Origin of the sequence: Azonexus sp. IMCC34839 (assembly GCF_047047955.1) — a bacterium.
Lineage (GTDB): Bacteria > Pseudomonadota > Gammaproteobacteria > Burkholderiales > Rhodocyclaceae > Azonexus.
Genome location: NZ_CP150631.1, coordinates 267,767 through 292,159, shown reverse-complemented (window position 1 = coordinate 292,159; position 24,393 = coordinate 267,767). Strand labels below are relative to the sequence as shown.

At 63.0% G+C, this 24,393-nt stretch carries 20 protein-coding genes; 15 read left to right on the top strand and 5 right to left on the bottom strand.

Features of this window, described 5'->3' with window-relative positions:
• Positions 1-286: 286 nt before the first annotated feature.
• Positions 287-2,467, bottom strand: coding sequence for a catalase/peroxidase HPI (gene katG, locus WIF35_RS01440; RefSeq protein ID WP_412479790.1), 2,181 nt, complete (start codon positions 2,465-2,467; stop codon positions 287-289).
• Between the two features lie 161 nt (positions 2,468-2,628).
• On the bottom strand, positions 2,629-3,912 hold the full coding sequence (nhaD, locus tag WIF35_RS01435) for a sodium:proton antiporter NhaD (protein ID WP_412479789.1): 1,284 nt from the start codon (positions 3,910-3,912) through the stop codon (positions 2,629-2,631).
• A gap of 107 nt (positions 3,913-4,019) precedes the next feature.
• Between nhaD and nhaR the strand changes: the two genes are divergently transcribed.
• Positions 4,020-4,919, top strand: a complete 900-nt coding sequence (gene nhaR, locus WIF35_RS01430; protein ID WP_412479788.1) for a transcriptional activator NhaR — start codon at positions 4,020-4,022, stop codon at positions 4,917-4,919.
• Here nhaR and WIF35_RS01425 read toward each other — a convergent pair.
• Together WIF35_RS01425 and WIF35_RS01420 are read right to left on the bottom strand one after the other, a co-directional pair.
• Entirely contained in the window at positions 4,916-5,488 is a 573-nt protein-coding gene (locus tag WIF35_RS01425; protein ID WP_412479787.1) for a hypothetical protein, read from the bottom strand. The genes nhaR and WIF35_RS01425 overlap by 4 nt on opposite strands.
• A 250-nt stretch (positions 5,489-5,738) precedes the next feature.
• Positions 5,739-6,203 (bottom strand): Fur family transcriptional regulator, encoded by a 465-nt coding sequence (locus WIF35_RS01420; protein ID WP_412479786.1) that lies wholly within the window; start codon positions 6,201-6,203, stop codon positions 5,739-5,741.
• Between the two features lie 128 nt (positions 6,204-6,331).
• Here WIF35_RS01420 and WIF35_RS01415 point away from each other — a divergent pair, with 128 nt between their 5' ends.
• From WIF35_RS01415 to WIF35_RS01365, 11 genes are read left to right on the top strand one after another with little or no spacing between them, the layout of a single operon-like run.
• On the top strand, positions 6,332-7,423 hold the full coding sequence (locus tag WIF35_RS01415; RefSeq protein ID WP_412479785.1) for a CobW family GTP-binding protein: 1,092 nt from the start codon (positions 6,332-6,334) through the stop codon (positions 7,421-7,423).
• A 53-nt stretch (positions 7,424-7,476) separates the two neighbouring features.
• Entirely contained in the window at positions 7,477-9,594 is a 2,118-nt protein-coding gene (locus WIF35_RS01410; RefSeq protein WP_412479784.1) for a TonB-dependent siderophore receptor, read from the top strand.
• The gene (locus WIF35_RS01405; RefSeq protein WP_412479783.1) at positions 9,594-10,757 is read left to right on the top strand and encodes a DUF1624 domain-containing protein; all 1,164 of its coding nucleotides are present in this window, start codon (positions 9,594-9,596) and stop codon (positions 10,755-10,757) included. The genes WIF35_RS01410 and WIF35_RS01405 overlap by 1 nt, the downstream gene beginning before the upstream one ends.
• An 11-nt stretch (positions 10,758-10,768) precedes the next feature.
• On the top strand, positions 10,769-11,509 hold the full coding sequence (locus WIF35_RS01400) for a DUF4198 domain-containing protein (protein ID WP_412479782.1): 741 nt from the start codon (positions 10,769-10,771) through the stop codon (positions 11,507-11,509).
• A 54-nt stretch (positions 11,510-11,563) separates the two neighbouring features.
• Positions 11,564-11,815, top strand: a complete 252-nt coding sequence (locus WIF35_RS01395) for a hypothetical protein (RefSeq protein WP_412479781.1) — start codon at positions 11,564-11,566, stop codon at positions 11,813-11,815.
• A 46-nt stretch (positions 11,816-11,861) separates the two neighbouring features.
• A complete protein-coding gene (locus WIF35_RS01390) occupies positions 11,862-12,512 on the top strand; it encodes a DUF1826 domain-containing protein (RefSeq protein WP_412479780.1) in 651 nt (216 codons plus the stop codon).
• A 13-nt stretch (positions 12,513-12,525) separates the two neighbouring features.
• Positions 12,526-13,023, top strand: a complete 498-nt coding sequence (locus tag WIF35_RS01385) for a DUF2796 domain-containing protein (protein WP_412479779.1) — start codon at positions 12,526-12,528, stop codon at positions 13,021-13,023.
• Positions 13,023-13,691, top strand: coding sequence for an ABC transporter ATP-binding protein (locus WIF35_RS01380; RefSeq protein ID WP_412479778.1), 669 nt, complete (start codon positions 13,023-13,025; stop codon positions 13,689-13,691). Before WIF35_RS01385 ends, WIF35_RS01380 begins: the two co-directional genes overlap by 1 nt.
• A complete protein-coding gene (locus WIF35_RS01375; protein WP_412479777.1) occupies positions 13,688-14,971 on the top strand; it encodes an ABC transporter permease in 1,284 nt (427 codons plus the stop codon). Before WIF35_RS01380 ends, WIF35_RS01375 begins: the two co-directional genes overlap by 4 nt.
• 11 nt (positions 14,972-14,982) lie before the next feature.
• On the top strand, positions 14,983-15,561 hold the full coding sequence (locus WIF35_RS01370; protein ID WP_412479776.1) for a DUF3299 domain-containing protein: 579 nt from the start codon (positions 14,983-14,985) through the stop codon (positions 15,559-15,561).
• Positions 15,558-16,355, top strand: a complete 798-nt coding sequence (locus WIF35_RS01365) for a ZIP family metal transporter (protein WP_412479775.1) — start codon at positions 15,558-15,560, stop codon at positions 16,353-16,355. The genes WIF35_RS01370 and WIF35_RS01365 overlap by 4 nt, the downstream gene beginning before the upstream one ends.
• Before the next feature lie 38 nt (positions 16,356-16,393).
• Here WIF35_RS01365 and WIF35_RS01360 read toward each other — a convergent pair whose 3' ends face one another.
• Positions 16,394-17,635, bottom strand: coding sequence for a phospholipase effector Tle1 domain-containing protein (locus WIF35_RS01360; RefSeq protein WP_412479774.1), 1,242 nt, complete (start codon positions 17,633-17,635; stop codon positions 16,394-16,396).
• 327 nt (positions 17,636-17,962) lie between these two features.
• Here WIF35_RS01360 and WIF35_RS01355 point away from each other — a divergent pair, with 327 nt between their 5' ends.
• From WIF35_RS01355 to WIF35_RS01345, 3 genes are all read left to right on the top strand, one after another.
• The gene (locus tag WIF35_RS01355; RefSeq protein ID WP_412479773.1) at positions 17,963-19,066 is read left to right on the top strand and encodes an ABC transporter substrate-binding protein; all 1,104 of its coding nucleotides are present in this window, start codon (positions 17,963-17,965) and stop codon (positions 19,064-19,066) included.
• Entirely contained in the window at positions 19,063-21,372 is a 2,310-nt protein-coding gene (locus WIF35_RS01350; RefSeq protein WP_412479772.1) for a response regulator, read from the top strand. The genes WIF35_RS01355 and WIF35_RS01350 overlap by 4 nt, the downstream gene beginning before the upstream one ends.
• Before the next feature lie 93 nt (positions 21,373-21,465).
• On the top strand, positions 21,466-24,381 hold the full coding sequence (locus WIF35_RS01345) for an ATP-binding protein (protein ID WP_412479771.1): 2,916 nt from the start codon (positions 21,466-21,468) through the stop codon (positions 24,379-24,381).
• Positions 24,382-24,393 lie beyond the last annotated feature (12 nt).

Sequence of the window (24,393 nt, the reverse complement as noted above, 5' to 3'; positions counted from 1 at the left end):
GAACAGCGACCAAGGCCGGGCGGTATGCTCGGCTTTTTTTCGGCTAAAACAAAGGCGACACTCGATCTACGTTGGCATGGCGTCAGAACTAGTAGGCAACAGGCCTTTACTAACGCTTAAAACAGGCTCTGCGCCCGGTAATTCAACTTCGGTTTTTACCCGTTTTCATTAGTGCACCGCAGCCCCCCTATTCTGCACACCCAGCCTAGTAAAAAGCCCGACGCACAGCGCCGGGCTTTTCTTACCCCCTCCCCGCGATCCCTCGCAGTTCGGGGCGATTACCGCATCAAACCAGATCGAACCGATCCGCGTTCATCACCTTGGTCCAGGCGGCGATGAAGTCTTTGACGAACTTCTCCTGGTTGTCGTCCTGGGCGTAGACCTCGGCGTAGGCGCGCAGCACGGAGTTGGAGCCGAAGACCAGATCGGCGCGGGTGGCGGTCCATTTGGTGGCGCCGCTCTTCCGCTCGACGATGGCGTAGCTGTTGCGGCCGGTCGGTTTCCACGTGTAGGCCATGTCGGTCAGATTGACGAAGAAGTCGTTGCTCAGGGCACCGACGCGGTCGGTGAAGACGCCGTGCGGGCTGCCGCCGTAGTTGGCACCGAGGACGCGCAAACCGCCGACCAAAACGGTCATTTCGCTGGCGGTGAGGCGCATGAGCTGGGCGCGGTCGAGCATCATTTCTTCCGGCGTCACCACGTAGTGTGTCTTCTGCCAGTTGCGGAAACCGTCGGCCAGCGGTTCGAGCACGGCGAAGGATTCGACGTCGGTCATCGCTTGCGTGGCATCGCCGCGGCCCGGTGCGAAAGGTACTTCGACGGCGAAGCCGGCAGCCTTGGCGGCCTGCTCGACCCCAACATTGCCGGCGAGGACGATGACGTCGGCGATGCTGGCGCCGGTGTCGGCGGCGATCTTTTCATAGACGGCAAGCGCCTTGGCCAGACGGGCCGGCTCGTTGCCTTCCCAATCCTTCTGCGGGGCGAGGCGGATGCGTGCGCCGTTGGCACCGCCGCGCTTGTCGGAGCCGCGATAGGTACGGGCGCTGTCCCAGGCGGTGGCGACCATTTCGCCAATGCTCAGGCCGGCGGCGGCGATCTTGGCCTTGACGGCGGCCACGTCGTAATCCTTGCGACCGGCGGGGATCGGGTCTTGCCAGATGAGGTCTTCCTTGGGCACGTCCGGACCGAAGTAGCGGGCTTTCGGGCCCATGTCGCGGTGGGTCAGCTTGAACCAGGCGCGGGCGAAGACCTGCTCGAAGTAGGCCTGGTCGTCGCGGAAGCGCTCGGCGATCTGGCGGTAGGCCGGGTCGAACTTCAGCGCCATGTCGGCGTCGGTCATCATCGGCTTGCAGCGGATGCTCGGGTCTTCGACATCGACCGGCATGTCTTCTTCGGCGATGTTGATCGGCTCCCACTGGTGCGCGCCGGCCGGCGACTTTTGCAACCACCAGTCGTACTTGAAGAGCAGCTTGAAGTAGCCGTTGTCCCATTGCGTCGGGTGGGTGGTCCAGGCACCTTCGATGCCGCTGGTCACGGTGTCGCGGCCGATGCCGCGGCTGTTGTGATTGATCCAGCCCATGCCCTGCTCTTCGATGTTGGCGCCTTCCGGGGCTGGGCCGAGATTGGCCGCGCTGCCGTTGCCGTGTGCCTTGCCGACGGTGTGGCCACCGGCCGTGAGGGCAACGGTTTCTTCGTCGTTCATGGCCATGCGGGCGAAAGTGACGCGCATGTCCTGCGCGGTCTTGAGCGGGTCGGGCTGGCCGTCCACGCCTTCCGGATTCACGTAGATCAGGCCCATCATCACGGCGGCGAGCGGGTTTTCCAAATCGCGTTGGCCGGAGTAGCGGCTGCCTTCGCTGCCGGTCGGCGCCAGCCATTGTTTCTCGGAACCCCAGTAGATGTCCTTTTCCGGATGCCAGATGTCTTCACGGCCGAAAGCGAAGCCGAAGGTCTTCAAGCCCATCGATTCGTAGGCCATGTTGCCGGCTAGGATCATCAAGTCGGCCCAGCTGATCTTGTTGCCGTATTTTTTCTTGATCGGCCACAACAGGCGGCGTGCCTTGTCGAGGTTGCCGTTATCGGGCCAGGAGTTGAGCGGCGCGAAACGCTGGTTGCCGGTGCCGCCACCGCCCCGGCCGTCGGCAATGCGGTAGGTGCCGGCCGAGTGCCAGGCCATGCGGATCATCAGGCCGCCGTAGTGGCCCCAGTCAGCCGGCCACCATTCCTGGCTGTCGGTCATCAGGGCCTTGAGGTCTTTCTTGAGGGCTTCGACGTCGAGCTTCTTCAACTCTTCGCGGTAGTTGAAGCCGGCGCCCATCGGGTTGGTCTTGCTATCGTGCTGGTGCAGGATGTCCAGGTTCAGCGCATTGGGCCACCAGGCCATCGGCGACTGGTCGGACGACGTGGCGCCGCCATGCATGACCGGGCATTGGCCGGCGTTGTTCGGGGTGGTTCCTTGGTTTGCCATTTGCTCTCTCCTCGATAAAGACATTCAATCAACTAACGAGATTATCTTAGGCAACGTCAATACACTAGCCAAATTGTGATGTGCAATTCGTACGATAGGAAAGCGCAATAGTTCCGGAGCGGCGTCGTTTTTTTGCCTCCTAGGGCGGTGCACCGCAGCAGTCAGCTCATGAGCTGGTGTTGCAGCAGATAGGTGCCCGCCCCGGCCAGATAACCGATCAGGGCGAGGCCGCTGATCTTTTTCACGTACCAGAAGAAGTGAATCCTCTCCAGGCCCATGGCCGCCACGCCGGCGGCCGAGCCGATGATCAGGATGGAACCGCCGGTGCCGGCGCAGTAGGCGAGGAACTGCCACAGGAAGTGATCGGCCGGGAATTCGCCCAGGCTGTACATGCCCATGGAGGCAGCCACCAGCGGCACGTTGTCGACGATGGCGCTGACCACGCCGATGATCAGCACGATGACGTCGATGCGCCCGACCGTGGCGTTCAGCCAGCCGGCCAGCGACGACAGGATGTGCGTGTGTTCCAGCGTAGCAACGGCGAGCAGGATGCCGACGAAGAAGACGAGCGAGCTCATGTCGATGCGCGACAGCGCATGCACCAGCGTCAGGTGGTGCTTGAATTCGTCTTCCTTCTTGCGATGGACGAGATCGCCGACCAGCCACAGCAGGCCAAGGCCGAACAGGATGCCCATGAAGGGCGGCAGGTGAGTGATTGTTTTGAAGGCCGGCACGGCAACGAGGATGCCGATGCCCATGAAGAACATCAGGTTGCGCTCGAACTCGGTGGTCTTGATGCCATGCTCGCTGGCACCGCCAACCGGCGACTCGACCGATTTGCCACGCAGCACGAAGGCGGTGATGGCGAGCGGAATGACCATGCTGACCAGCGCCGGTAGCAGCACCGACTCGATGATATTGAGCGCCGTGATCTGACCGCCGATCCACAGCATGGTGGTCGTCACGTCGCCGATCGGCGACCAGGCGCCGCCCGAGTTGGCGGCAATGATGATGATGCCGGCGAAGAACAGGCGATCCTCATGCTTGGCCAGCAGCTTGCGCATCAGTGAAATCATGACGATGGTGGTGGTCAGGTTGTCGAGCACTGAACTGAGGAAGAAGGTGACGAAGCCGACCAGCCACATCAGCGATGACAGCTTGGTGGTGCGGATGCGCTGGGTGATGACCTCGAAGCCGTTGTGCGCATCGACCACCTCGACGATGGCCATGGCGCCCATCAGGAAGAAGACGATCTGCGCGGTACCCATCAGCGATTCGCCCAACTGTTCGCTGACCAGATGATGATCGCCGGTGGACAGCGCATAGATGGTCCACAACAGCCCGGCACCGACCAGGGCGGAAGCGGATTTGTTGATCTTGAGCGGGTGTTCCAGCGCGATGGCAGCGTAGGCAACGACGAAGACGGCGACGAGAGTGGCGAGCATGGGCGTACCAGGTGGGGTGAGCGGAAAAATGGCAGGTACCTTAGCTTAGGATGAATGTAAAATAAATTCGATTTATTTCAGAAAATACATCGAATTTTTCGACGCTTATGAACCACAAGCATCTTTACTACTTCTGGAAGGTGGCACGGGCCGGCAGCGTGGCACGGGCGGCCGAGTCGATCAACGTCACGCCGCAAACCCTGAGCGGCCAGATCGGCCTGCTCGAAGACAGCCTGGGCACGCAGCTCTTCGCCAAACAGGGGCGCTCGCTGGTGCTGACCGAGGCTGGCAAGCTGGCGCTCGACTACGCTGACGAGATGTTCGCCTTGAGCGCCGAATTGGAAAGCGTCATCAAGCACCACCCGCAGGGCCGGCCGACCGAATTCCGCGTTGGCGTCTCGGATGCCGTGCCCAAATCGCTGGCCTATCGCCTGCTCCAGCCGGCCATCGAAGGCGAGCAGCCGACCCGCATCGTCTGCCGCGAATGGCAACTCGACCGCCTGCTCGGCCAGCTGGCCGTGCACCAGCTTGACCTGGTCATTTCCGACGGCCCGCTGCCGCCCTCCTACAGCGTGCGCGCCTACAACCACCAATTGCTGGAATCGGGGCTCAGTTTTCTCGCTGCCCCGGGTCTGATCGGTGGCGCAACGCTGCCCTTCCCGGCCTGCCTGGGCGCCCTGCCCGTACTGCTACCGGGCGAGGATTCGGCCATCCGCAGCGCGCTGGAGCCCTGGCTGGAACGCAAGCGCATCCGCCCGCGCATCGTCGGCGAGTTCGACGACACCGCCCTGATGGCCGCCTTCGGCCGCGCCGGCAAGGGGGTGTTTCCGGTGCCCAGTGTCGTCGAGGAGGAATTTGTCGCCGATGGCCAGCTTGCCGTCGTCGGTCGCACGACGGAGGTCACCGCCAACTACTACGCCATCTCGGTCGAGCGCCGCGTCACCCACCCCTGCGTCTTGGCCATCACCCAATCGGCCCAGCGCATGGGCGGGCTCGGCGTGGCTTAACAGCAGGTCAGCCGGCCGCGCCTCAAGGTCAGGCGATAGACCGCCTTCCAGCGGCGCGCGAGGTGATAGCGCAAACCGCGGCGCACCTTGCGCAGATGCACGCGCCAGGCGTCAAGCGCAGCACGGCTGCGGCGGTAGAGCGGATGCGCATGCAAGGCGGCGAACACGCGGTCGCGGAAGGCTGTCACCGCCGCGTAGGCACGGGCGAACCAGCCGATTTGCAGCAGCTGCGGCTTAGTCAGCGTGAAGATGCGCGCCACCAGCGCGGTGCCGACGACCTTGGCAGCGAGGAAGGTGGCCAGCCCGAAAACAGGCGCACCGTGGGCAATGAAATAGAGTCCGGCCACCTTGAAGGGCAACAGCACTGCGCCGGGAATGATGAAGCAGCCCAGCGCCAGGTAGCGCGGCGCACGGGCGATCCAGCCTTCGAGCCGACGCAGCCCGGGCAATTGCCCGAGGCGCGCCATCAGCCGTTCGAGCGGCGCCCACATCCATTCCCAGAACCACAACAAAAAGGCCGCGAACAAGATGAAAGGCGGCGTCAGCAGGCGTTTGAGGCGGCGGGTCATGGCTGTTTGGCGGGCGAATGGATTCCCCGCAGTCTAGCCGGCTCGCCAGCACCTGTGCTTGACGGCCGGTAACCCTGCGTAACGGCAGTTCGGTTTTTGCCCATTTCGGGCCGTGCACCGCAGCAGTGTGCGATTGGCTGAGCGAGGCCGCCGCTTTTCCGGCTCTGCCGAAAAAGCCTCTGGCTCGCTGATAGGCCTTGCGGGCGAAAGGCCGCAGTGCGTGAAGGTTTTGGCCTGAGTCTGCCCGGACTCAGGCAGCGGCACAGGCCGGACAGATGGCCGTGATTTCGACTTCCGGGCTGTCCAGCTGGTGGCCGGCCTGGCCGATGCTGTTCATCAGCGCCTGCATCAGACTGTGGTCGTGCAGTTCGCTAACCTTGCCGCAACGCGGGCAGACCAGGAAGAGGCTGGGCAGGCAGTGCGAATCATGGCGACAGGCGACGAACTGGTTGATGCGCCCGATCTTGTGCACCAACCCCTGCTCGATCAGGAAATCAAGCGCCCGGTAGACGGTCGGCGGCGTGGCATTGCTGCGCGCTTCCTTGACCTTGGCCAGCAGGTCGTAGGCTTTGAGCCCGTTCGGACTGGCATAGAGCAGCGCCAGCACATCGCGCCGAATCGGCGTCAGCGCCGCGCCACGCTCCTTGCAGCGGGTGGCAACGTTGTCGAGAAATGACTCGCAGTGGTCGGCGGCATCGGTCGGTAGATCGGTCATGAACGCGATTTTAGGGCGGTGGGCTTGGATTACACAAATGCAATGTTATAACATTGCGTCTTTGTAACGGACTTTATCCGTCGCAGTTATTGCAGCGACCTGAACGAACCTCCGCCTTTGCCCAGACCATGACCCCTTCTCTTTCGGCGGACCGCCGCATCCCCGTCACCCTGCTCACCGGCTTTCTCGGTGCCGGCAAGACGACCTTGCTCAACCACCTGCTGACCCAGCCGGAGATGGAGCGCACTGCCGTGCTGATCAACGAGTTCGGCAGCGTGGCTGTGGACCATCATCTGGTCACCAAGATCGACGAAGACCTGGTCATGCTCGAATCCGGCTGCATCTGCTGCACGGTGCGCAGCGACCTGGAAAAGAGCCTGAAGGAACTCTTCATGCGCAGCCTGCGCCGCGAATTGCCGCCGATCAACCGCGTGATCATCGAAACCACCGGCCTGGCCGATCCGGCACCGGTGATCTACACATTGATGGAGGACTTCTTCATCGCCGAGCGTTACCGCACCGACGGCGTGGTCACCGTGGTCGACAGCACCCACATCCTGACCCAACTGGCCAACCATCCCGAGCCGGTCAAGCAGGTGGCGATGGCCGACCGCTTGTTACTGAGCAAATGCGACCTGGCGGACAAGGCGCATCTGGCCGAAGTCAGCCGCACGCTGAGCCGCCTCAACCCGGCAGCCGCCCAGATTTACGTGCATCGTGGCGAGGTCGCCGTGGCTTCGCTGACCCATTGCGGTCTCTATGACCCGGGCAGCAAGACTCCCGATGTCGCCGGCTGGCTGGCCGAGGAAAAGGTGCGCGAGGAACGCCGCAAGGCGCACGGGCATCATCACCATCACCACGATGTCGACCGCCACGACGCGCACGTTTACAGCTTTGCCCTGACTTTCGACGAACCGCTGCAATGGGTCTTCTTCGCCGACGCCGTGGCGACGCTGCTGGAAACGATGGGCGACCGCATCCTGCGCATCAAGGGCCTGCTCAATGTCGTCGGTGACCACAAGCCGCGCATCGTGCAATGCGTCCAACACGTCATGTACCCCTACAGCCGAATCGACGACTGGCCGGCCGAAGCACCATACAACGACCGCAAGAGCCGCCTCGTCTTCATCGTCCGCGACATTCCGCAAGCCATGATCGAGCAGGCCTTCGCCATGTTCTGCGGCGTGCGCGATGTCGGCGAAGCCAAGACCACCGGCTGATCCACGACCCTTTACAACCACCCAATAAGTACAAGTCTCTAACGAGGAAAGCAATGCACGCATCCCAACTGAAATATCCCGCCCTGCAACTCGCCCTGCTGGCCGCCTTCGCTTTTCCGGCCCAGGCACAGGAAGCGCAACTGGGCAAAGTCCAGGTCGTCGGCCGCAGCGAGGGCCAAAGCTATTACAGCGACGAGGCCGGTGTTGCCCGCGCCGAGACGCCCTTGCGCGAAGTACCGCAGGCGGTGCGCGTGGTGCCGCGCCAGGCCATCGACGACATCGGCGCCGTGCGCCTCGAAGAAGCCTACGATTACGTCAGCGGCGTCAATCGCCAGAACAGTTTCGGCGGTTTGTGGGACAACTTCTCGATTCGCGGCTTCGCCGGCAATCCAGATACCGGCGCCAACTTCCTGCGCAACGGGTTTGCCGGCAATCGCGGCTACAACGCACCGCGCGACATGGCCAACGTCGAACGCCTGGAAGTGATCAAGGGGCCGGCCTCGGCGCTCTACGGCGGCAGCGAGCCGGGCGGCATCCTCAACATCGTGACCAAGAAACCGCAGTTCAAGACCGGCCATGCCGTCGAGGTCTATGCCGGCAGCTACGACACCTACCGGACAAGCATCGATTCCACCGGCCCGATCAGCGATACCCTGGCCTACCGCCTGAACATGGCCTACGAAGACAAGGGCAGTTTCCGCGACCATGTCGACAGTCAGCGCTACCTGATCGCGCCGTCCTTCACCTGGCTGCTCTCACCCAGCACCGTGGTCAATTACGACTTCGAGGCGATCCGCCAGAAAGCGCCGATGGACCGTGGCGTCATCGCCATCAACGGCCAGGTCGGCAGCGTCCCGCGCGACCGTTTCCTGGGCGAACCGAACGATGGCGACATCACGATCGACAACAAGACCCACAACCTGACCGTCGAGCACGAGTTTTCCAGCGACTGGAAGGCCAAGGCCGGCCTGGCCTACCGGACGACCAGCCTGGAGGGCTATTCGACCGAGGCCAGTCCGCGCACGGCGGGCAGCGTTCGCTGGACCACGGCCGGCGCCCCGGTGATCGAACGCGAGCGGCGTTACCGCGACTACAGCTCGAACGACCTCGCCTTCCAGGGCGAAGTGCATGGCAAGTTCGCCACCGGCTGGCTGAAGCACGAGGTGCTGGCGGGTATCGACAGCTATCGCTTCGAACTCGATCAGGTGATGAAGCGCGGCCGTTCGACGACAACCTACGGCCTGAACATCTACGACCCGGTCTATGGTCAGACGCCCCTGGCGCTGAATACGACACCGACCAATACGCTGGAAACCCAGAACAACACGGGATTTTTCCTGCAGGACCAGATCGCCTTCGCCACCGACTGGCGCTTACTCGTCGGCCTGCGCCACGACCGTTTCCGCCAGGAAATCGACAATCGCAGCACCGGTGTGCGTAGCGAGCAGGAACACAACGTGACGACGCCGCGCCTTGGCCTGTCCTGGCTGGCCACGCCGACGCTGTCGGTTTACGCACTGGCCAGCGAATCCTTCCGCGCCAACAACGGCGTCGACGCGGCCGGCGGCTCGTTTGACCCCGAGCGCGGCAAGTCGAAGGAAATCGGCCTCAAGTACGAGGCGCTGAACAAGCGCTATGGCGGCACCGTATCGGTTTTCGAAATCGACAAGAAGAACGTGCTGACCAACGACCCGGCCAACGCCGGCTTCTCTATCGCCGCCGGCGAAGCGCGCAGCCGCGGCGTCGAGTTCGACTTCTCCGGGCAGATCACGGACAAGATCCGCGTCCTGGCCAACTACGCCTTCATCGATGCCGAAATCACCAAGGACAGCAACGCTGCACTGGTCGGCGCCCGCCTGATCAACGTGCCGAAGCACAGCGGCAGCGCCCTGGCCATGTACGAGGACGGCTTCAGCGCCGGCCGCTACGGCTTCGGCGCCGGTGCGACCTATGTCGGCAAGCGTGCCGGCAACAGCATCGACAGCTTCGAACTGCCGGGCTACACGACGGTACGCACGATGGCCTACTGGAAGCCGAACAAGACCCTGCGCTTCTCGCTGGACATCGACAACCTGTTCGACAAGACCTACTACGCCAGCTCCTACGACGTGTACTGGATCACCCCTGGCGCACCGCGCACCATCACCCTGGGCATGCAAGCCAAGTTCTGATGCAAACGGCCAGCCAGACGCAACGCATCGCAGCCATCGACACCCTGCGCGGGGTGGCGATGGCGCTGATGCTGCTCGACCACGTGCGCGAGTATTTCTACCTGCACCATCAGGTGGTCGATCCGATGAACCTGGATACGACCGCGCCGGCCCTCTTTTTTACCCGCCTGGCGAGCCACTTCTGTGCACCGGTCTTCGTCTTTCTGACCGGTTTGGGTGCCTGGTGCTATGGCCAGAAGATGGCCGCACAGGATCGGGATGAGCGGCGTGAAACCAGCCGTTACCTTGCCACGCGCGGAATCTTCCTGATTGTGCTGGAGCTGACGCTGATCAACCTGGCATGGTCCTTTCCGCTGCTGCCCAAAATGCTGTATCTGCAGGTCATCTGGGCAATCGGTCTATCCATGCTGGCCTTGGCAGCGCTTCTCTGGCTGCCACGCAACGGGCAGTGGCTGCTGGGAATCGCGATCGTCGCCGGCCATCATCTGCTGGACGGGATTCATTTCCTGCCGGAGCAGGCGGCGTATCCGCTCTGGGCCATCCTGCATGACCGTTCGATCATCGAGCTGAACTGGCTGGCCGAAGGCCTGAAGGCGCGTACCTCTTATCCACTGCTGCCGTGGATCGGCATCATCCTTCTCGGCTACGCCAGCGGGCCGCTGTACAGCCGGGCCACCGCCCCGAAGGAACGCCAGCTTTGGCTCACGCGCGCGGGGATCGGCATGCTCGCCCTGTTTGTCGCCTTACGCGGGCTCAACGTCTATGGCGATCACCCCCGAGCCCCCGCCGCGAGTTTGCTGGGCGAAGCAATGGCCTGGCTGAACGTCACCAAATACCCGCCCTCCTTCCTCTTCGTGCTCTTCACGCTCGGTCTGGCGCTGTTGCTCCTCGCCAGGCTGGAGAAAGGGCGTCCCTGGGCGTTTTTCCAGACGCTGGGCCGCGTGCCGATGTTCTTCTACGTCCTCCATCTCTACGTGCTGCGCGGGCTTTACCTCGCCTTGACCGCGGTATTCGGCGCCACGCAGGGCGAACGCTTTGGCTTCAATGCCGTCTGGCAGATCTGGCTCATGGCTGCGCTGCTGCTTCCAGCCCTCTATCCGCTTTGCCGCCGTTTTGCCGATTACAAACGGCAGCAGGCGGGCGGCTGGACTTCTTACTTTTAAAGCGAATTCCGATGAAAACAAAAGCCCATCTTTTCACCCTTTTTTCCCTGCTTGGCGCGCTTGTCTTCAGCACGAGCGCCAGCGCCCACGGCATCTGGTTCGCCCAGCGTGCCGGCGAACTGGCGATGATTTACGGCGACGGTGGCAAAGACGACCCCATCGTTACCAAGTTCGACAGGATTCGGCCCCTCGCCGGCTACGATGCCTCCGGTCAGCCCGTGCCTAGCCAGCTCATCAAGACCGACTACCTGCTGCTGGTCGACCGCACGGCGAACCCAGCCGTGGTGGCGGGCATTCTCGATAATGGTTATTACACGCAGGGCAGCGACGGCAAGTGGTTGGCCAAGAGCAGGAGCGAGGTCGCCAACGCCAGAAAGAGCGGTCGCTACATCAAGCTGGCGATTCATCAGACGCGCGACTTGAGCGCGCCGCTGCATGCCTTGCCGGATCACCCGCTGCAAATCCTGCCTGTGCGGCCGACCCTGCCACAGCAGAAGGGCGACGCCATCACACTGCGCGTCCTGTTCAACGGCAAGCCGCTCGCCGGCGCCAAGGTTGCCCCGGACTTTGCCAACGATCCGGACGGGCTGACCGTATCCACCGACCGCCATGGAAAGGTGAGACTCAAGGTGGCCAATCAGGGTCTGAACGTCATTTACGTCAAACACGAAACCCCGTCTGTCGGCGAGGATGCCGATCTCGTCCAGTACGCCGCCAGCTTTTCTTTCTTGCTGATGCCGAAGGCCGACTGAAGCGCTTATGGCAGCGCAACCAGCCCAGATCGCCAAACACCCGACGAGACTCGCATGAACACCCCGCGCATCCGCAACGCCCGCCTGGTCAATGAAGGCCGAATCTTCGAGGGCGACCTGCTGGTCCGTCATGGCCGCATCGACAAGATCGCGCCAGGCATCGCCGTTAGCGCCGTTGAGGAAATCGATGCCGGCCGGCGCTTTCGCAGCCGCGTCGCGACGACCGTCGTTTCCGGCCAGGTCGCCTGGCATGCACGACAACTCCGTTCGACCTGCCGCAGCCAGGCGCTGGCCTGCCAGCCTTGACTGCTGCGGTGCACAACCCATTTTGCCCAAAAACCGAGGCCCGACCATGAACGCTCCCCTGCCGCCGAAAGCCACGAGTTGTGCCGCCATCAGCGACGATGCGCTCACACTGCCCCGGATTTTCGAGCCGGGCATCCAGCTGGCCCAATGGCGACGGCCGGTCGATACGCTGATTTCCGCCTGGCTGGATAGGCACGCCGACGACCTCGGCAGCGGTTTCCGCCAGACCTTGCCGCCGGGCCGGACACCCGACCTCGCCCGCCTGCCACCCGGCCCCGGGCGCGACGCGCTGGCCGACGACCTGACCCTGCTCGCCGAAATGCTCGGCGAACTGCTCGACGCGCCCACCGTTGGCGTCCGCCTCGAAGTCGTTCGCCAGGCCATGTGTCCCCGCCTGCATGTCGATCGCGTCGGCATCCGCATGCTGTGCACCTATCGCGGCCCGGGCACCGAGTGGGTCGAGGACGCCTTTGTCGATCACCGCTTCCTTGGCGCCGCCTCGGGCGGCAAGCCGGACGAAAGCTCCGGCCTGCTGCTCGCCGGCCATCGGATCGACAGCATTGAACCCTTCACCGTCGCGCTGCTCAAGGGCAGCCTGTGGCAAGACAACGGCGGGCGCGGCATCGTCCATCGTTCGCCGAGCGTCGCCCAGCCACCACGAGTGCTGGTCGCCTTCGATGCCGGCTGGGACAACTGACAGGAGAGTCACCATGCGCCTTATCGCCCTCACCCTGGCCCTCGCCCTCAACGCGCCGGCATTCGCCGCCCCCGCCCATGTGCATGGCGAAGCCCGGCTGGAGATCGCCGTCGATGGCGACAACCTGAGCATCCACCTGGAATCGCCCCTCGACGGCCTGCTCGGTTTCGAACGAGCGCCGCGCACGCCGGCGGAGAAGCAGGCGATGCAGGCCATGAAGACGACGCTGGAAGCCCCCGAGCACCTGTTCCAGCTGCCGGCTGCAGCGGGTTGTACGGCCAGGCCGGCCGAGGTCGAATCGGCCATCTTTTCCGCTAAGGCCGCTGCCGGGCATCTCGACCTCGACGCCGACTACCGCTGGCAATGCGCTAGGCCTGTCGCCTTGCGCGCCGTCGAAATTCGGCTCTTTGCCGAGTTTCCCCGGCTGAAACTGATCAAGGTCGATTTCGTCGGCCCGACCGGACAGAAATCGGGCCGCCTGACACCGCAACAGCCAAGCTTCGCCTGGTGATGCCAAGCCCTGCCCTGCTCATCCGCGATCTCGCATTCCGCTGGCCGCAAGGCGACGGCTTCGCCCTGCATCTGCCCATGCTTGCGGTGCACGACGGAAAAAGCCTGTTTTTACACGGCCCGAGCGGCAGCGGCAAAAGCACCCTGCTCAATCTGATCGGCGGCGTCCTGACGCCGCAGGCCGGCCGCATCGAACTGCTCGGCCAGCCTTTCTCGGATTTCGCTTCCGGCCACCGCGATGCCTTCCGCGCCGACCATATCGGCTTCGTCTTCCAGCAGTTCAACCTGATTCCCTACCTGTCGGTGCTCGACAACGTGCTACTGCCCTGCCGCTTTTCGGCCAGGCGCGCCGAGCAGGCCGGCAACGCCTCGGTCACCGCCCGCGCGCTGCTCGCCCGCCTGGACATTGCCCCCGAACTGCATGGCCGCCCGGCCCATGCGCTCTCCGTCGGCCAGCAGCAGCGCGTTGCGGCGGCGCGGGCGCTGATTGGCAAGCCGGAAATTCTCGTCGCCGACGAGCCGACCTCGGCCCTCGACGCCGCCCGCCAGGCCGCCTTCATCGACCTGCTGCTCGACGAAGCGCGCGCCAACGGCAGCGCCGTCGTCTTCGTCAGCCACGATCTGGGGCTGGCGGCACATTTCGACGACTGTCTGGAGCTGGCCGCATGAAAGCCTGGAGATTCCTGTTGCCACTGGCCTGGGCCAGCGCCTGGAACCGCCGGGCGACGCTGGGACTGACGCTGCTCGCCATCGTCCTGGCCAGCACGCTGATGCTCGCCGTCGAACGCCTGCGCCACGATGCCCGCGAGAGTTTTGCCCAGTCCGTCTCCGGCACTGACCTGATCGTCGGCGCCCGCGGCAGCCCGCTGCAACTGGTGCTCTATTCCGTCTTCCACCTTGGCGAGGCAAGCAACAACATCGGCTGGGACAGCTACCGCCGGATCGCCGCCCACCCCGCCGTCGCCTGGACCATCCCGCTCTCGCTCGGCGACTCGCACCGCGGCTACCCGGTACTCGGCACCAACGGCGACTACTTCACCCACTTCCGCTACGGACTGCAGACAGCGCTCGCCTTCGCCACCGGACGCCCATTCGCTGCCGGGCGCGATGGGATTTTCGAAGCGGTCGTCGGGGCCGAGGTGGCGCAAAAACTCGCCTACCGGCTCGGCACGCGCCTCGTTCTCAGCCATGGCAGCGGCCCGCTGCCGGGCCTGGAACATGCCGACAAGCCCTTCACCGTCGTCGGCATCCTGGCACCGACCGGCACGCCGGTGGACCGCACGGTGCACGTCAATCTCGAAGCCCTCGCGGCCATCCATCTCGACTGGCAGGGCGGCATGCCGCTGCCGGGCGTGGACATCCCGCCCGACCAGGTCGGCAAGTTCGACCTGACACCACGCGACATCACCGCTTTTCTGGTCGGCCTGCACCAGCGCACCGCCGTCTTCGGCCTGCAGCGCAAGATCGCCGCCTTCAAGGACGAAGCGCTGCAGGCGGTACTGCCCGGCGTCGTGCTCGACCAGCTCTGGCAAAGCCTGGATTTCGGCGAACGACTGCTACGCGGCCTGTCCTGGCTGATCCTGGCGCTCGGCCTCTCCGGCCTGCTCGCCGTCATGCTGGCCGGTCTGGGCGAGCGCCGGCGCGAACTGGCCATCCTGCGCGCCGTGGGTGCCGGCCTGCCGCACATCGCCGCCCTGCTCCTGCTCGAAAGCCTGCTGCTCGGCCTGGCCGGCGCCGCAGGCGGCATGCTCCTGCTCACCGCGTCCAGTTGGGCACTGTGCCCCTGGCTGGCCCAGAACTGGGGCATCGTCCTGCGATCGCTCGCGCCTAGCACCGACGAACTGCAGCTGCTCGCCGCCATCGTCGCCACCTGCCTGCTGGCTGGCCTGCTACCGGCCTGGCGGGCCAGCCGCCTGGCCCTGGCCGATGGCCTGACGCCCCGTTTGTAGAGGAAGTATCCATGCGCCACATCCTGCTCTGTCTCATCGGCTTGCTGCTCGGCGCCCCCGCCCTGCATGCCCAGGACTACCGTGTCGGCGAACGCCTGAAGCCCATCGCCAAACCGGCCCATGCCGGCTACCGCGAAGTGAAGTGGGAAGACCTGCAGCCCAAGGACTGGGACCCGATGGCCGGGTTCAAGAACCTGAACCTCGGGCGCCTGAAAGACAGCGACCCACGCGCCCAGGAAGCACTGGAAAAAATGCGCGCCGCCTGGGACGCCGCACCGGTGGAACCCAGCCTGGACGGCAAGAAGATACGCATCCCGGGTTTCATCGTGCCGCTCGAACGCAAGGGCGATCTAGTTGCCGAACTGCTGCTCGTGCCCTATTTCGGCGCCTGCATCCACACGCCGCCGCCCCCGGCCAACCAGGCCATCCACGTCATCCTGGCCCAGCCGGTCGCCAAGCTGCGGATGATGGATGCCTTCTGGATCAACGGCACCCTGAAGGTCGCCCGCGGCGACAGCGGCATGGGCGTTTACGGCTACCGCCTGAAAGCCGACACCATCGAACCCTATCAATTCAAGAGAGAACCATGACCGAACTCGGCTACATCGTCGCCGCCAGCCTGATCGGCGGCCTGCTCAGCGTCCTGCTCAGCGTCCTGCTCGCGGCGCTGCTCGCCTTTCGCCTGAGCGCCAACCTGACCCAGCGGCTGGTCGCCTTCGCCGCCGGCGTCATGCTGTCATCGGCCTGCCTGGACATCCTGCCGGAAGCACTGGAGGCCTTCGCCCATCTCGCCCCGGCCGGCGATGAAGAACACGCGGCGCATCAATTGTTCGCCACCCTGCTCGCCGGCCTGCTGCTCTTTTTCATGCTGGAACGCATGGCCCTATGGCGCCACGCCCATCCAGATGGCTGCTCCGTTCATCACCACCCCGACCCGGCGCGCAACGCTGCCGCCCTCGTGCTGATCGGCGATGCCTTCCACAACTTCGTCGACGGCATCCTGATCGCCGCCGCTTTCCTGAGCGACCCGGCACTCGGTATCGCCACCACGCTGGCCATCGTCGCCCACGAAATCCCGCAGGAACTGGGCGACTTCGTGCTGTTGCTCAACGCCGGCTGGCAGAAGCGCACCGCCCTACTCGCCAACGCCGCCTCCAGCCTGGCCTCGCTGCTCGGCGGCGTGCTCGGCTACTACTTCCTGCACGATGCTCATGGCGCGCAGGCCTACGCCCTCGCCCTGGCCGCTGCCAGCTTCATCTACATCGCCGTGGCCGACCTGCTGCCCATGCTGCATGCCCAGAAAGACCAGAGTTTCGCCGGCCAGGCCGCCTGGATCGCCTGCGGCATTGCAGCCATTCCGCTGCTTGCCCATGGCGGGCAGTGATCGCGCCGGGGCAGCGAGTTGGTCAGATGCTGGCGGGCCTAGTCGACGACCATCAGTCGGCAAGCCGGGCCGCCAACGTAGTCGAGGCGGCCCTCCTTGAAACAACTCCAGAACTTATTGCTCTCTTGCCAGGGATACTCGGTCGATCTTGGGGGTATCTTGGCTAGGCGCTCGATGACGGAACGGTGAATCTTGAGATAGGGAGTCCCACCGCGCTTGTTGTAGTTGCTGCTCGCCGTGTAGCGCTCCAGGTTGCGTGATTGGCGGTGGTAGAGGATGGCCCAGGGCAGACCTTTTTCCGGGTCGTGGCTTGTGCAGAAGCGGTCTTCCGGTACGCCGGCGCCCGGCGGCAACAAGCCAGTCGGGCGCAGCTTGCCGAGCATCCAGTTCAGCGACACGCCGCCGAGCAGGCTGTCCTGATAGCCGCCGCCGACATCGGCATGTGCCCCAGAGAACCAGACCTCATCGACGTGGCTATCGAGGAAAGCGGCGTAATCCTTCTTGGCGACACCGCACTCTTCCAATAGATGGTCGCGGGTCAGCAGGATGGGGGTGAAAATGCGCTCACGGTCGTCGTCAATCGACATGGCGTGATAGGCCTGCTTGACGTTGCACAGCTGGTCGCCGTAGCGGCTGTTCGGTACCTCGATATTGGGCGCATAGTCGGGTACGCCCAGCGCCTCGACGGTGTCCCACAGGCCCATGACTTCGACGCCGACCGGCGGCGCGATACGCAGACCGAGCTGTTGCAGGGCGTTGTCGATCTGTTCGCGCCGCTGCGTCAAGCCGGCCTTGCCTTTGAAAGCTGCATAGACAACATCGGCCACATACTCCGCGGAATGGCTACGCCGTTCAGGCAAGCCGGCGCTGTTGAGCATCGAGGCGAGAATCCGTCCGGAATAGGCACCGCGGCTGAAGCCGAAGATGTAGATCTGATCGCCCGGCGAGTAATTTTCCAGCAGGAAGGCGTAGGCATCCCTGACTCGTGCGCCGATGCCCCAGCCCATCGCCATGCCGAGCACCTTGCCGTCGGCGCCGACGCCTTCGATGTAGATGGTCGAAATCGAGACATCGGTACGCTTCTGCAGCGATACCAGGGAATGCAGGCGCTTGATGTTGGTGTCCGACTCTTCGTCGTTGGCCGTACCGTCGAAGAAAACCGCGATCTTGTGTGGCCCGCCGTTGTGCTGCACGAGCTTCTTCGGCGACAGCGCGCAAGCGCTCAACAACGGGATTAACAGCAAAGCCAGCAAATAGGCGTTGAATCGGCCAAACAACATGATTCCCTCCTTTGCCGCGAGCCGTGACTCGCCGCCCATCTGCCAACTTGATCGGGTTCGGACAGCCTGATGATGGAGTTTCATGTCGCCCCCCGCTCCCAGGAATCCACCTGCCATTCAATACGAATATTCAATATAGATTCTTTCGGCAAATTGCAAAGGACGCAAAATTCACCCATTTCAGGTAGTGCACCGCAGCAGCCTGGCTTGCCCGCGGAATATCTCACGCTGGCGAGTTGACGAGCTTGTCGCGAACTGACAGCCTATGGCTCATATAACAAGCTGCACATCGGAAAGCAGTAGCGTTTTTGGGGAGGCAAACGCACTTTGAAACAACTCTGGTTACCCTGGGTGGCCTGTCTTTTCCTGCTGGCTGGTTGTGAGCAGCAGGCAACGATCCGCATCGGCTTGTTGGCCGGGCTCTCCGACCGCGGCAGCGATTTCGGCGAGAGCGTGCGCAATGGCGTCATTCTCGCTGTCGAACAGCAGAACGCAGCCGGTGGCATCAATGGTCGCAAGATCGAATTGGTCGTTCGCGATGACGGCCAGGACAAGGAGCAAGCCAAAAAAGCCGCACAAGAGTTGATCGCCCTGCGTCCGGACATCATCATCGGGCCGGTCACCAGTTCCATGGCAACCGTCGTCGTCCCGATGATGGACGAGGCCCAGCAGACGATCATCAGCCCGACGGTGGCGTCGACCAATTTCAAGGGCAAGGACGACCAGTTCTTCCGCGTCAATTGCACGACGCGCGAAGCAGCCATCCAGCATGCGCGGGTACTGTTCGACCGTGGCATCCGTCAGCCCGGTCTGGCATTCGATGCCTCCAACGGTCCCTTCTCGAACACCTGGATTGCCGGTTTCCAGGAGGAGTTCAATCGACTCGGCGGACGCATCAGCGCAGCCTCCGGTTTCGAATCGGCTGCCGGCACGCGCTTTTCCGCGGTTATCGGCAGGCTGCTCGAGCATTCGCCGGACGCCCTGATTTTCGTCGCCAGCACGCTGGACACCTCACGCCTGGCCCAGCAAGCACGCCGCCTGGCGCCAAACCTGCCGCTCAGTTCGTCGGAATGGGCAGCCTCCGGCGAGGCGCTGAGCGAAATGGGCGGGCGAGCCGTCGAGGGCTTGCTGATGACCCACGCCTATGACCGGACCGACCAGAGCGTGGAATACCTGCGTTTCCGCGACAGCTTCAAACAGCGCTTCCAGCGCGAATTCGGTTCCTTTTCCCTGCTCGCCTACGATACCGCCCACGTCGTCATCGCGGCGCTAAAGCAGAAACGCGACAACGAGAGCGTCAAGGAGGCACTGCTGAAATACGGTCCCTATACGGGCGTACAGCAGAAGATCCATTTCGACGCTTCGGGCGATGCCACCCGACAGGTCTTCTTTACCGAAATTCGCAACGGCCAGCTGGTACAGCTCAAATGAAATCGCTTCGACCACGCGAATGGCGCTTGCCGGTCTATCTGGGCCTGTTGCTGACCTTGACCTCGGTCCTCACCTTCCTGATTGTCGGCAGTGTCTTTCTGCTGACCCGCATCCCGCAGATGGAGGAGGAAATCCGCCTCCGCGGCGAAGGCGAAGCGCGCGAACTGGCCTTCCGCATCGAAATGCAGATGCTGGCCCAGCAGGAGCAGCTGGCGCTGGTGGCACGCGCCCTGCGCAACAGCCATGCACAAGCTGCTTTGATTGCCGATGCCGTCGCCGGCGGCAAGGTATTTCGCGCCCTCTATCTGATTTCGCCGCAAGGCGATGTACTGGCGGCAGCGCTGACGCCCGAGTATCAACACCTCGCCGGAGAAATCATCGGCAGCGACCTCTCCGGCACACCACTCTTCCAGGAAGTCCGGCAGCGACGCGAAACAGTCTGGAGCGACAAGTACCTTTCCGCCCTGAGCGGTGTCGTCACGGTGGGCCTGGCCATGCCGATCGAGGGCAACCAGGTGCTGCTGGCCGAAATTCCCATCAATTACCTCCTGAACATCCTTGACCGCAACCCAGCGGAAAAGCAGCGCTCGATCTGGGTCGTCGACCAGCGCGGCGAATTGCTGGCCGACACCCAGGCTGCCATGCGTCCGGGCGAACTGAACATCTACAACTCGCCGGTACTCAATGCCGTCCTCAAAGGCGAGCCGCTGCCCACCCGCTTCAGCTTCAACGGCCACGACTACTATGTCGGCGGCGCCCGCTCGGAGGCACTCGGCTGGTCGTTCATCTCCCGGTTACCGGCGGGCTTTGCCCACCCGGAAATACGGGTCAGCACCTTGATCGTCTGTGGCGGCTTCCTGGCTTCCCTGCTCATCGGTGCGTTGCTGGCCATGTATGGCGCCTCACGTCTCCTCCGTCCGCTCTCGCGAGTGGTCGAACAGGCGCACGAAGTCGCCAACGGCCAACCAGTCCGGCTCTGGCCTCAGGGCCGGATCAAGGAATTCAACGATCTGTCGACCGACATCGGCCAGATGGCTTCGGCCATTCTCGAGCGCGAACACGCATTGCGCGAACTCAACGCTCAACTCGAAGCCCGCGTCGTCCAGCGTACCCAGGAGCTTTCGCACGCCAAGGAGGTGGCCGAAGAAGCCAGCCGCGCAAAGTCGACCTTCCTGGCCAACATGAGTCACGAAATCCGTACGCCGCTCAATGCCATTGCCGGCATGGCCGCCCTGATCAGGCGTAGCGGCCTCGATCCGGAACAGCAGGCTCGCCTGGACAAGCTGGAAGCCGCCGGTACGCACCTGCTGGAAATCATCAACATGGTCCTCGATCTGTCGAAGATCGAGGCTGGCAAACTGGCCCTGCAGGAGGAGAACTTCCCGCTCGGCAGTCTGTTCGAGAATGTCCTCTCCATGCTGAACGAGCGTGCTCTGGAAAAACATCTCCATTTGAGCTTCGCCTTACCCGCCCTTCCGCCGCTGGTGTGCGGCGATCGCACGCGGCTGCAGCAATGTCTGCTCAACTACGCCACCAACGCCGTCAAATTCACCGAGCACGGCAGCATTTTCATGACAGCTGCGCTCCTTGAAGAAAGCGATAGCGATCTGTTGATTCGTTTCGAGGTGCGGGATAGCGGCATCGGCATTGCGCCCGAGGTACAAAAACGCCTGTTCACCCCATTCGAGCAAGCGGACGGCTCAACCACCCGGCAGTACGGCGGTACCGGTCTCGGCCTGGCCATCACGGCAAAAATCGCTGCGACCATGGGCGGTGAGAGCGGCGTCTCGAGCGAAGTTGGCAAGGGAAGCACCTTCTGGTTCTCGGCCCGCCTGCGCAAAGCCGCAGCAGCGCCCCCGGCGCACCAGGAATCCATGACGGACGGCGTCGAGCAAAGGCTGCGTGAAGATTTTTCCGGAATTCGCGTCCTGCTGGTCGACGACGAACCGATTAACCAGGAAATCACGCAAGAACTGCTTGAGGACCTGGATTTTTCGATCGATACCGCAGAAAACGGCCAGATTGCGCTCGATCTGGCCAGGCGGAATGCCTACGACCTGATCCTGATGGACATGCAGATGCCGGTCATGGACGGTCTGGAAGCCACCCGTCGGATTCGCGCCCTGCCAGGTGGTCAGCAGTTGCTGATCATCGCCATGACCGCCAACGCCTTCTCCGAAGACAGGGAACGCTGCCTGGCAGCGGGTATGAACGACTTCACGACCAAACCGATCGATCCTGAAGCCTTCTTCAACCTGCTTCACCGACATCTGAGTGCCCGTGCCACCTCCCCACAGCTCACCTGATCTGCCACCGAGCCATCCGGCGGTGAGAAAACGCCAACTCCTCGTCGATTCAAAGGGTGTATCATTTTTGTGACTTAATCCACTGGCCGTTCGATGTTAACCACCCTGATCAAGAGACTGCTGCTGATCGCCCTGGCCTTCCCCGGCCTGCTGTCCGCCGCGGCATTGAAGGTCGTTACCGACGACAACTACCCGCCTTACGTATTTCGCGATGCCGACGGCAATCCCCAGGGTTATCTGGTCGATCTGTGGAAACTCTATGAAAAGCGGACCGGCACTGCCGTGGATTTCCTTCCCATGCGCTGGTCCGAGGCGCAGCGGCAGATTCTCGCCGGCGAGGCCGATGTCATTGATGCCATCTACAAAACGCCGCCCCGTCTGCCGAAATACGAGTTCTCCGAGCCCTACGCGCGCTTGCCGGTCGGCATCTATGCCCACCGCTCGATCACCGGCATCGCTTCGACCTCTTCGCTACGCGGCTTCGAGATCGGCGTTCAGGACGGCGACGCCTGTATTGATTACCTGGAAAGCGCCGGAATTAGCACACTGGTTCGCTACAAAAACAACGATGCCATCATCGATGCTGCACTGGCCGGACAAATACGGATTTTCTGTCTGGATGAATACCCAGCCAATTTTTACCTGAACCGGCGCAGTGCCCAAGGGGAGTTCATCAAGGCTTTCGAACTGTATCGGGGCGAATTCCACCGCGCCGTACGCAAAGGCGAAACCGCCCTGCTCGCCAGCGTGGAAGCCGGCATGGCGAAAATCAGCGAAGACGAGAAAGCCGCCCTGATCCGGAAGTGGGCCGGCACTCCCATCCCGAGCCAGGACTTTGGTGAAGCGATCCTGATCGGCATCGTCAGCCTGCTTAGCGTCGGCGTACTGCTCGGTTTATGGATCAGCCTGCTCCGCCGAGCGGTACGCAGAAAAACGGCGGAGGTCGTGCTGGAAAAAGCCAACCTGACGGCCCTCGTCCAGAACATTCCGGATCTGGTATGGGTAAAAAGCCCGGCCGGGGTTTATCTGAGCTGCAACGCACAATTCGAGCGCTTCTTCGGCAAGCCGGCCAAAGACATCATCGGCAAAACCGACTACGACTTCGTCAGCCGCGATTTAGCCGATTTCTTCCGGAAAAACGACCAATTGGCCATGGATAGCGCGACCCCGCGCAAGAATGAGGAATGGCTGACCTTCGCTGGAGAAACGGAGCAGCGCCTGTTCGAAACTTTGAAAACCGCCGTGCGCGACGAAGGCGGCAATATCATCGGCGTTCTCGGAGTTGCCCGCGACATCAGCGAAAGGCACCGTGCGGAAGAGAGCGAGCGGCGCGCTGCCCGCGCCCTCAAGTTGCTGGGCGACTGCAACTATGTGCTGGCCCAGGCCGACAGTGAAGCTGCGATGCTCGAAAGCGTCAGCCGACTAATCGTCGAATCTGGCGGCTATTTGATGGCCTGGATAGGTTTTGCCGAACACGACGCCGAAAAGAGCGTGCGCCCGGTCGCCCAATGGGGCGATAGCACCAATTACTTGCGCGATGCGCGCATTTCCTGGGATGAAGCCAACGAACGCGGTCGAGGCCCAACCGGCAAGTGCATCCGTTCCGGCCTGGTACAGATCAACCAGAACTACCTGAGCAACCCGGCCATGGAACCGTGGCGCAATGCCGCCCAGGCAAGAGGTTTCCAGTCCAGCATTTCGCTGCCGCTAAGAACTCCGGATCAAGCCGTCCTCGGGTCCCTGACCATCTATTCGCGAGATCCGGAATCATTCAACGCCAGTGAGGTTGCCCTGCTTGAGGAAATGGCGCACAACATTTCATTCGGCATCGACAAGATGCGCGACCGCGACCTGCGCCTGGCGGCCGAAGCGGCCACTCGTGCCAAGAGTGTCTTCCTGGCCAACATGAGCCACGAGATACGCACACCGCTCAACGCCATCACCGGCATGGTGCATATGCTGCAACGCACGCCGCTAAGCCGCGAACAATCCGACAAGGTGGGCAAGATCGATACGGCCAGCCGGCATCTGATTTCCATCATCAATGACATTCTCGACCTCTCCAAGATCGAGGCCGGCAAGTTCGTTCTGGAAGAAGCGCCGGTATCAGTCGAAAGCATCGTCGGCAATGTCCTGTCGATGATCCACGGGCGGGCCGAAGCCAAGGGGTTGCGCGTGTTCAGGGAAATCGGCCCGTTGCCGGGGAATCTGGTGGGCGACCCGACACGCCTGCAGCAGGCCCTGCTCAACTATGCGGTCAATGCCGTCAAATTCACGCCGGCCGGCCAGGTGACCCTGCGCGTAAACACCGTGGCGGAAAATGCAGAGAGCGCGGTGATCCGTTTCGAAGTCGAAGATACCGGCATCGGAATCACACCGGATGTGGTCAGCCGGCTGTTCGCCGAATTCGAGCAGGCCGACAACTCGACGACGCGCCGCTATGGCGGCACCGGCCTCGGCCTGTCCATTGTCCGCCGTCTGAGCCATTTGATGGGCGGCGAAGCCGGCGTCAGCAGCGTACCCGGCAGCGGCAGCAATTTCTGGTTCACCGTCCGCCTGCAGCGCAGAGTTCCGGTGGCAGCCCCTGCGTCGGATCTGCCGGCCGATGTCGAAAGCGCCTTGCGCGAGCAGCATACGGGCAAAAACGTCCTGCTGGTCGAAGACGAACCGATCAACCAGGAAATCTCGCGCATGCTGCTCGAAGAAGCCGGCCTGCACGTCGATCTTGCCGCCGACGGGCTGGAGGCCGTGGCCAAGGCAGCAGCCAAGCGCTACGACGCCATTCTGATGGATATGCAGATGCCACGCATGGATGGACTGGAAGCCGCGCGCTGCATCAAGGAACAGCCCGAGGCCTCCACGCTGCCGATTATCGCCATGACCGCCAACGCCTTCGCCGAGGATCGCGAGAACTGCTTCGCCGCCGGCATGTGCGATTTCGTCGCCAAGCCGGTCGATCCCGAGCTTTTGTACGGCACCCTGCTGAAATGGCTGGGTAAAACCAGCTAAACTCGCGGGGTT

What these genes read in the sequence shown, in the direction of transcription:
- katG (WP_412479790.1), bottom strand. Translation starts at nt 2,467, where the DNA reads ATGGCAAACCAAGGAACCACCCCGAACAACGCCGGCCAATGCCCGGTC.
- nhaD (WP_412479789.1), bottom strand. Translation starts at nt 3,912, where the DNA reads ATGCTCGCCACTCTCGTCGCCGTCTTCGTCGTTGCCTACGCTGCCATC.
- nhaR (WP_412479788.1), top strand. Translation starts at nt 4,020, where the DNA reads ATGAACCACAAGCATCTTTACTACTTCTGGAAGGTGGCACGGGCCGGC.
- WIF35_RS01425 (WP_412479787.1), bottom strand. Translation starts at nt 5,488, where the DNA reads ATGACCCGCCGCCTCAAACGCCTGCTGACGCCGCCTTTCATCTTGTTC.
- WIF35_RS01420 (WP_412479786.1), bottom strand. Translation starts at nt 6,203, where the DNA reads ATGACCGATCTACCGACCGATGCCGCCGACCACTGCGAGTCATTTCTC.
- WIF35_RS01415 (WP_412479785.1), top strand. Translation starts at nt 6,332, where the DNA reads ATGACCCCTTCTCTTTCGGCGGACCGCCGCATCCCCGTCACCCTGCTC.
- WIF35_RS01410 (WP_412479784.1), top strand. Translation starts at nt 7,477, where the DNA reads ATGCACGCATCCCAACTGAAATATCCCGCCCTGCAACTCGCCCTGCTG.
- WIF35_RS01405 (WP_412479783.1), top strand. Translation starts at nt 9,594, where the DNA reads ATGCAAACGGCCAGCCAGACGCAACGCATCGCAGCCATCGACACCCTG.
- WIF35_RS01400 (WP_412479782.1), top strand. Translation starts at nt 10,769, where the DNA reads ATGAAAACAAAAGCCCATCTTTTCACCCTTTTTTCCCTGCTTGGCGCG.
- WIF35_RS01395 (WP_412479781.1), top strand. Translation starts at nt 11,564, where the DNA reads ATGAACACCCCGCGCATCCGCAACGCCCGCCTGGTCAATGAAGGCCGA.
- WIF35_RS01390 (WP_412479780.1), top strand. Translation starts at nt 11,862, where the DNA reads ATGAACGCTCCCCTGCCGCCGAAAGCCACGAGTTGTGCCGCCATCAGC.
- WIF35_RS01385 (WP_412479779.1), top strand. Translation starts at nt 12,526, where the DNA reads ATGCGCCTTATCGCCCTCACCCTGGCCCTCGCCCTCAACGCGCCGGCA.
- WIF35_RS01380 (WP_412479778.1), top strand. Translation starts at nt 13,023, where the DNA reads ATGCCAAGCCCTGCCCTGCTCATCCGCGATCTCGCATTCCGCTGGCCG.
- WIF35_RS01375 (WP_412479777.1), top strand. Translation starts at nt 13,688, where the DNA reads ATGAAAGCCTGGAGATTCCTGTTGCCACTGGCCTGGGCCAGCGCCTGG.
- WIF35_RS01370 (WP_412479776.1), top strand. Translation starts at nt 14,983, where the DNA reads ATGCGCCACATCCTGCTCTGTCTCATCGGCTTGCTGCTCGGCGCCCCC.
- WIF35_RS01365 (WP_412479775.1), top strand. Translation starts at nt 15,558, where the DNA reads ATGACCGAACTCGGCTACATCGTCGCCGCCAGCCTGATCGGCGGCCTG.
- WIF35_RS01360 (WP_412479774.1), bottom strand. Translation starts at nt 17,635, where the DNA reads ATGTTGTTTGGCCGATTCAACGCCTATTTGCTGGCTTTGCTGTTAATC.
- WIF35_RS01350 (WP_412479772.1), top strand. Translation starts at nt 19,063, where the DNA reads ATGAAATCGCTTCGACCACGCGAATGGCGCTTGCCGGTCTATCTGGGC.
- WIF35_RS01345 (WP_412479771.1), top strand. Translation starts at nt 21,466, where the DNA reads ATGTTAACCACCCTGATCAAGAGACTGCTGCTGATCGCCCTGGCCTTC.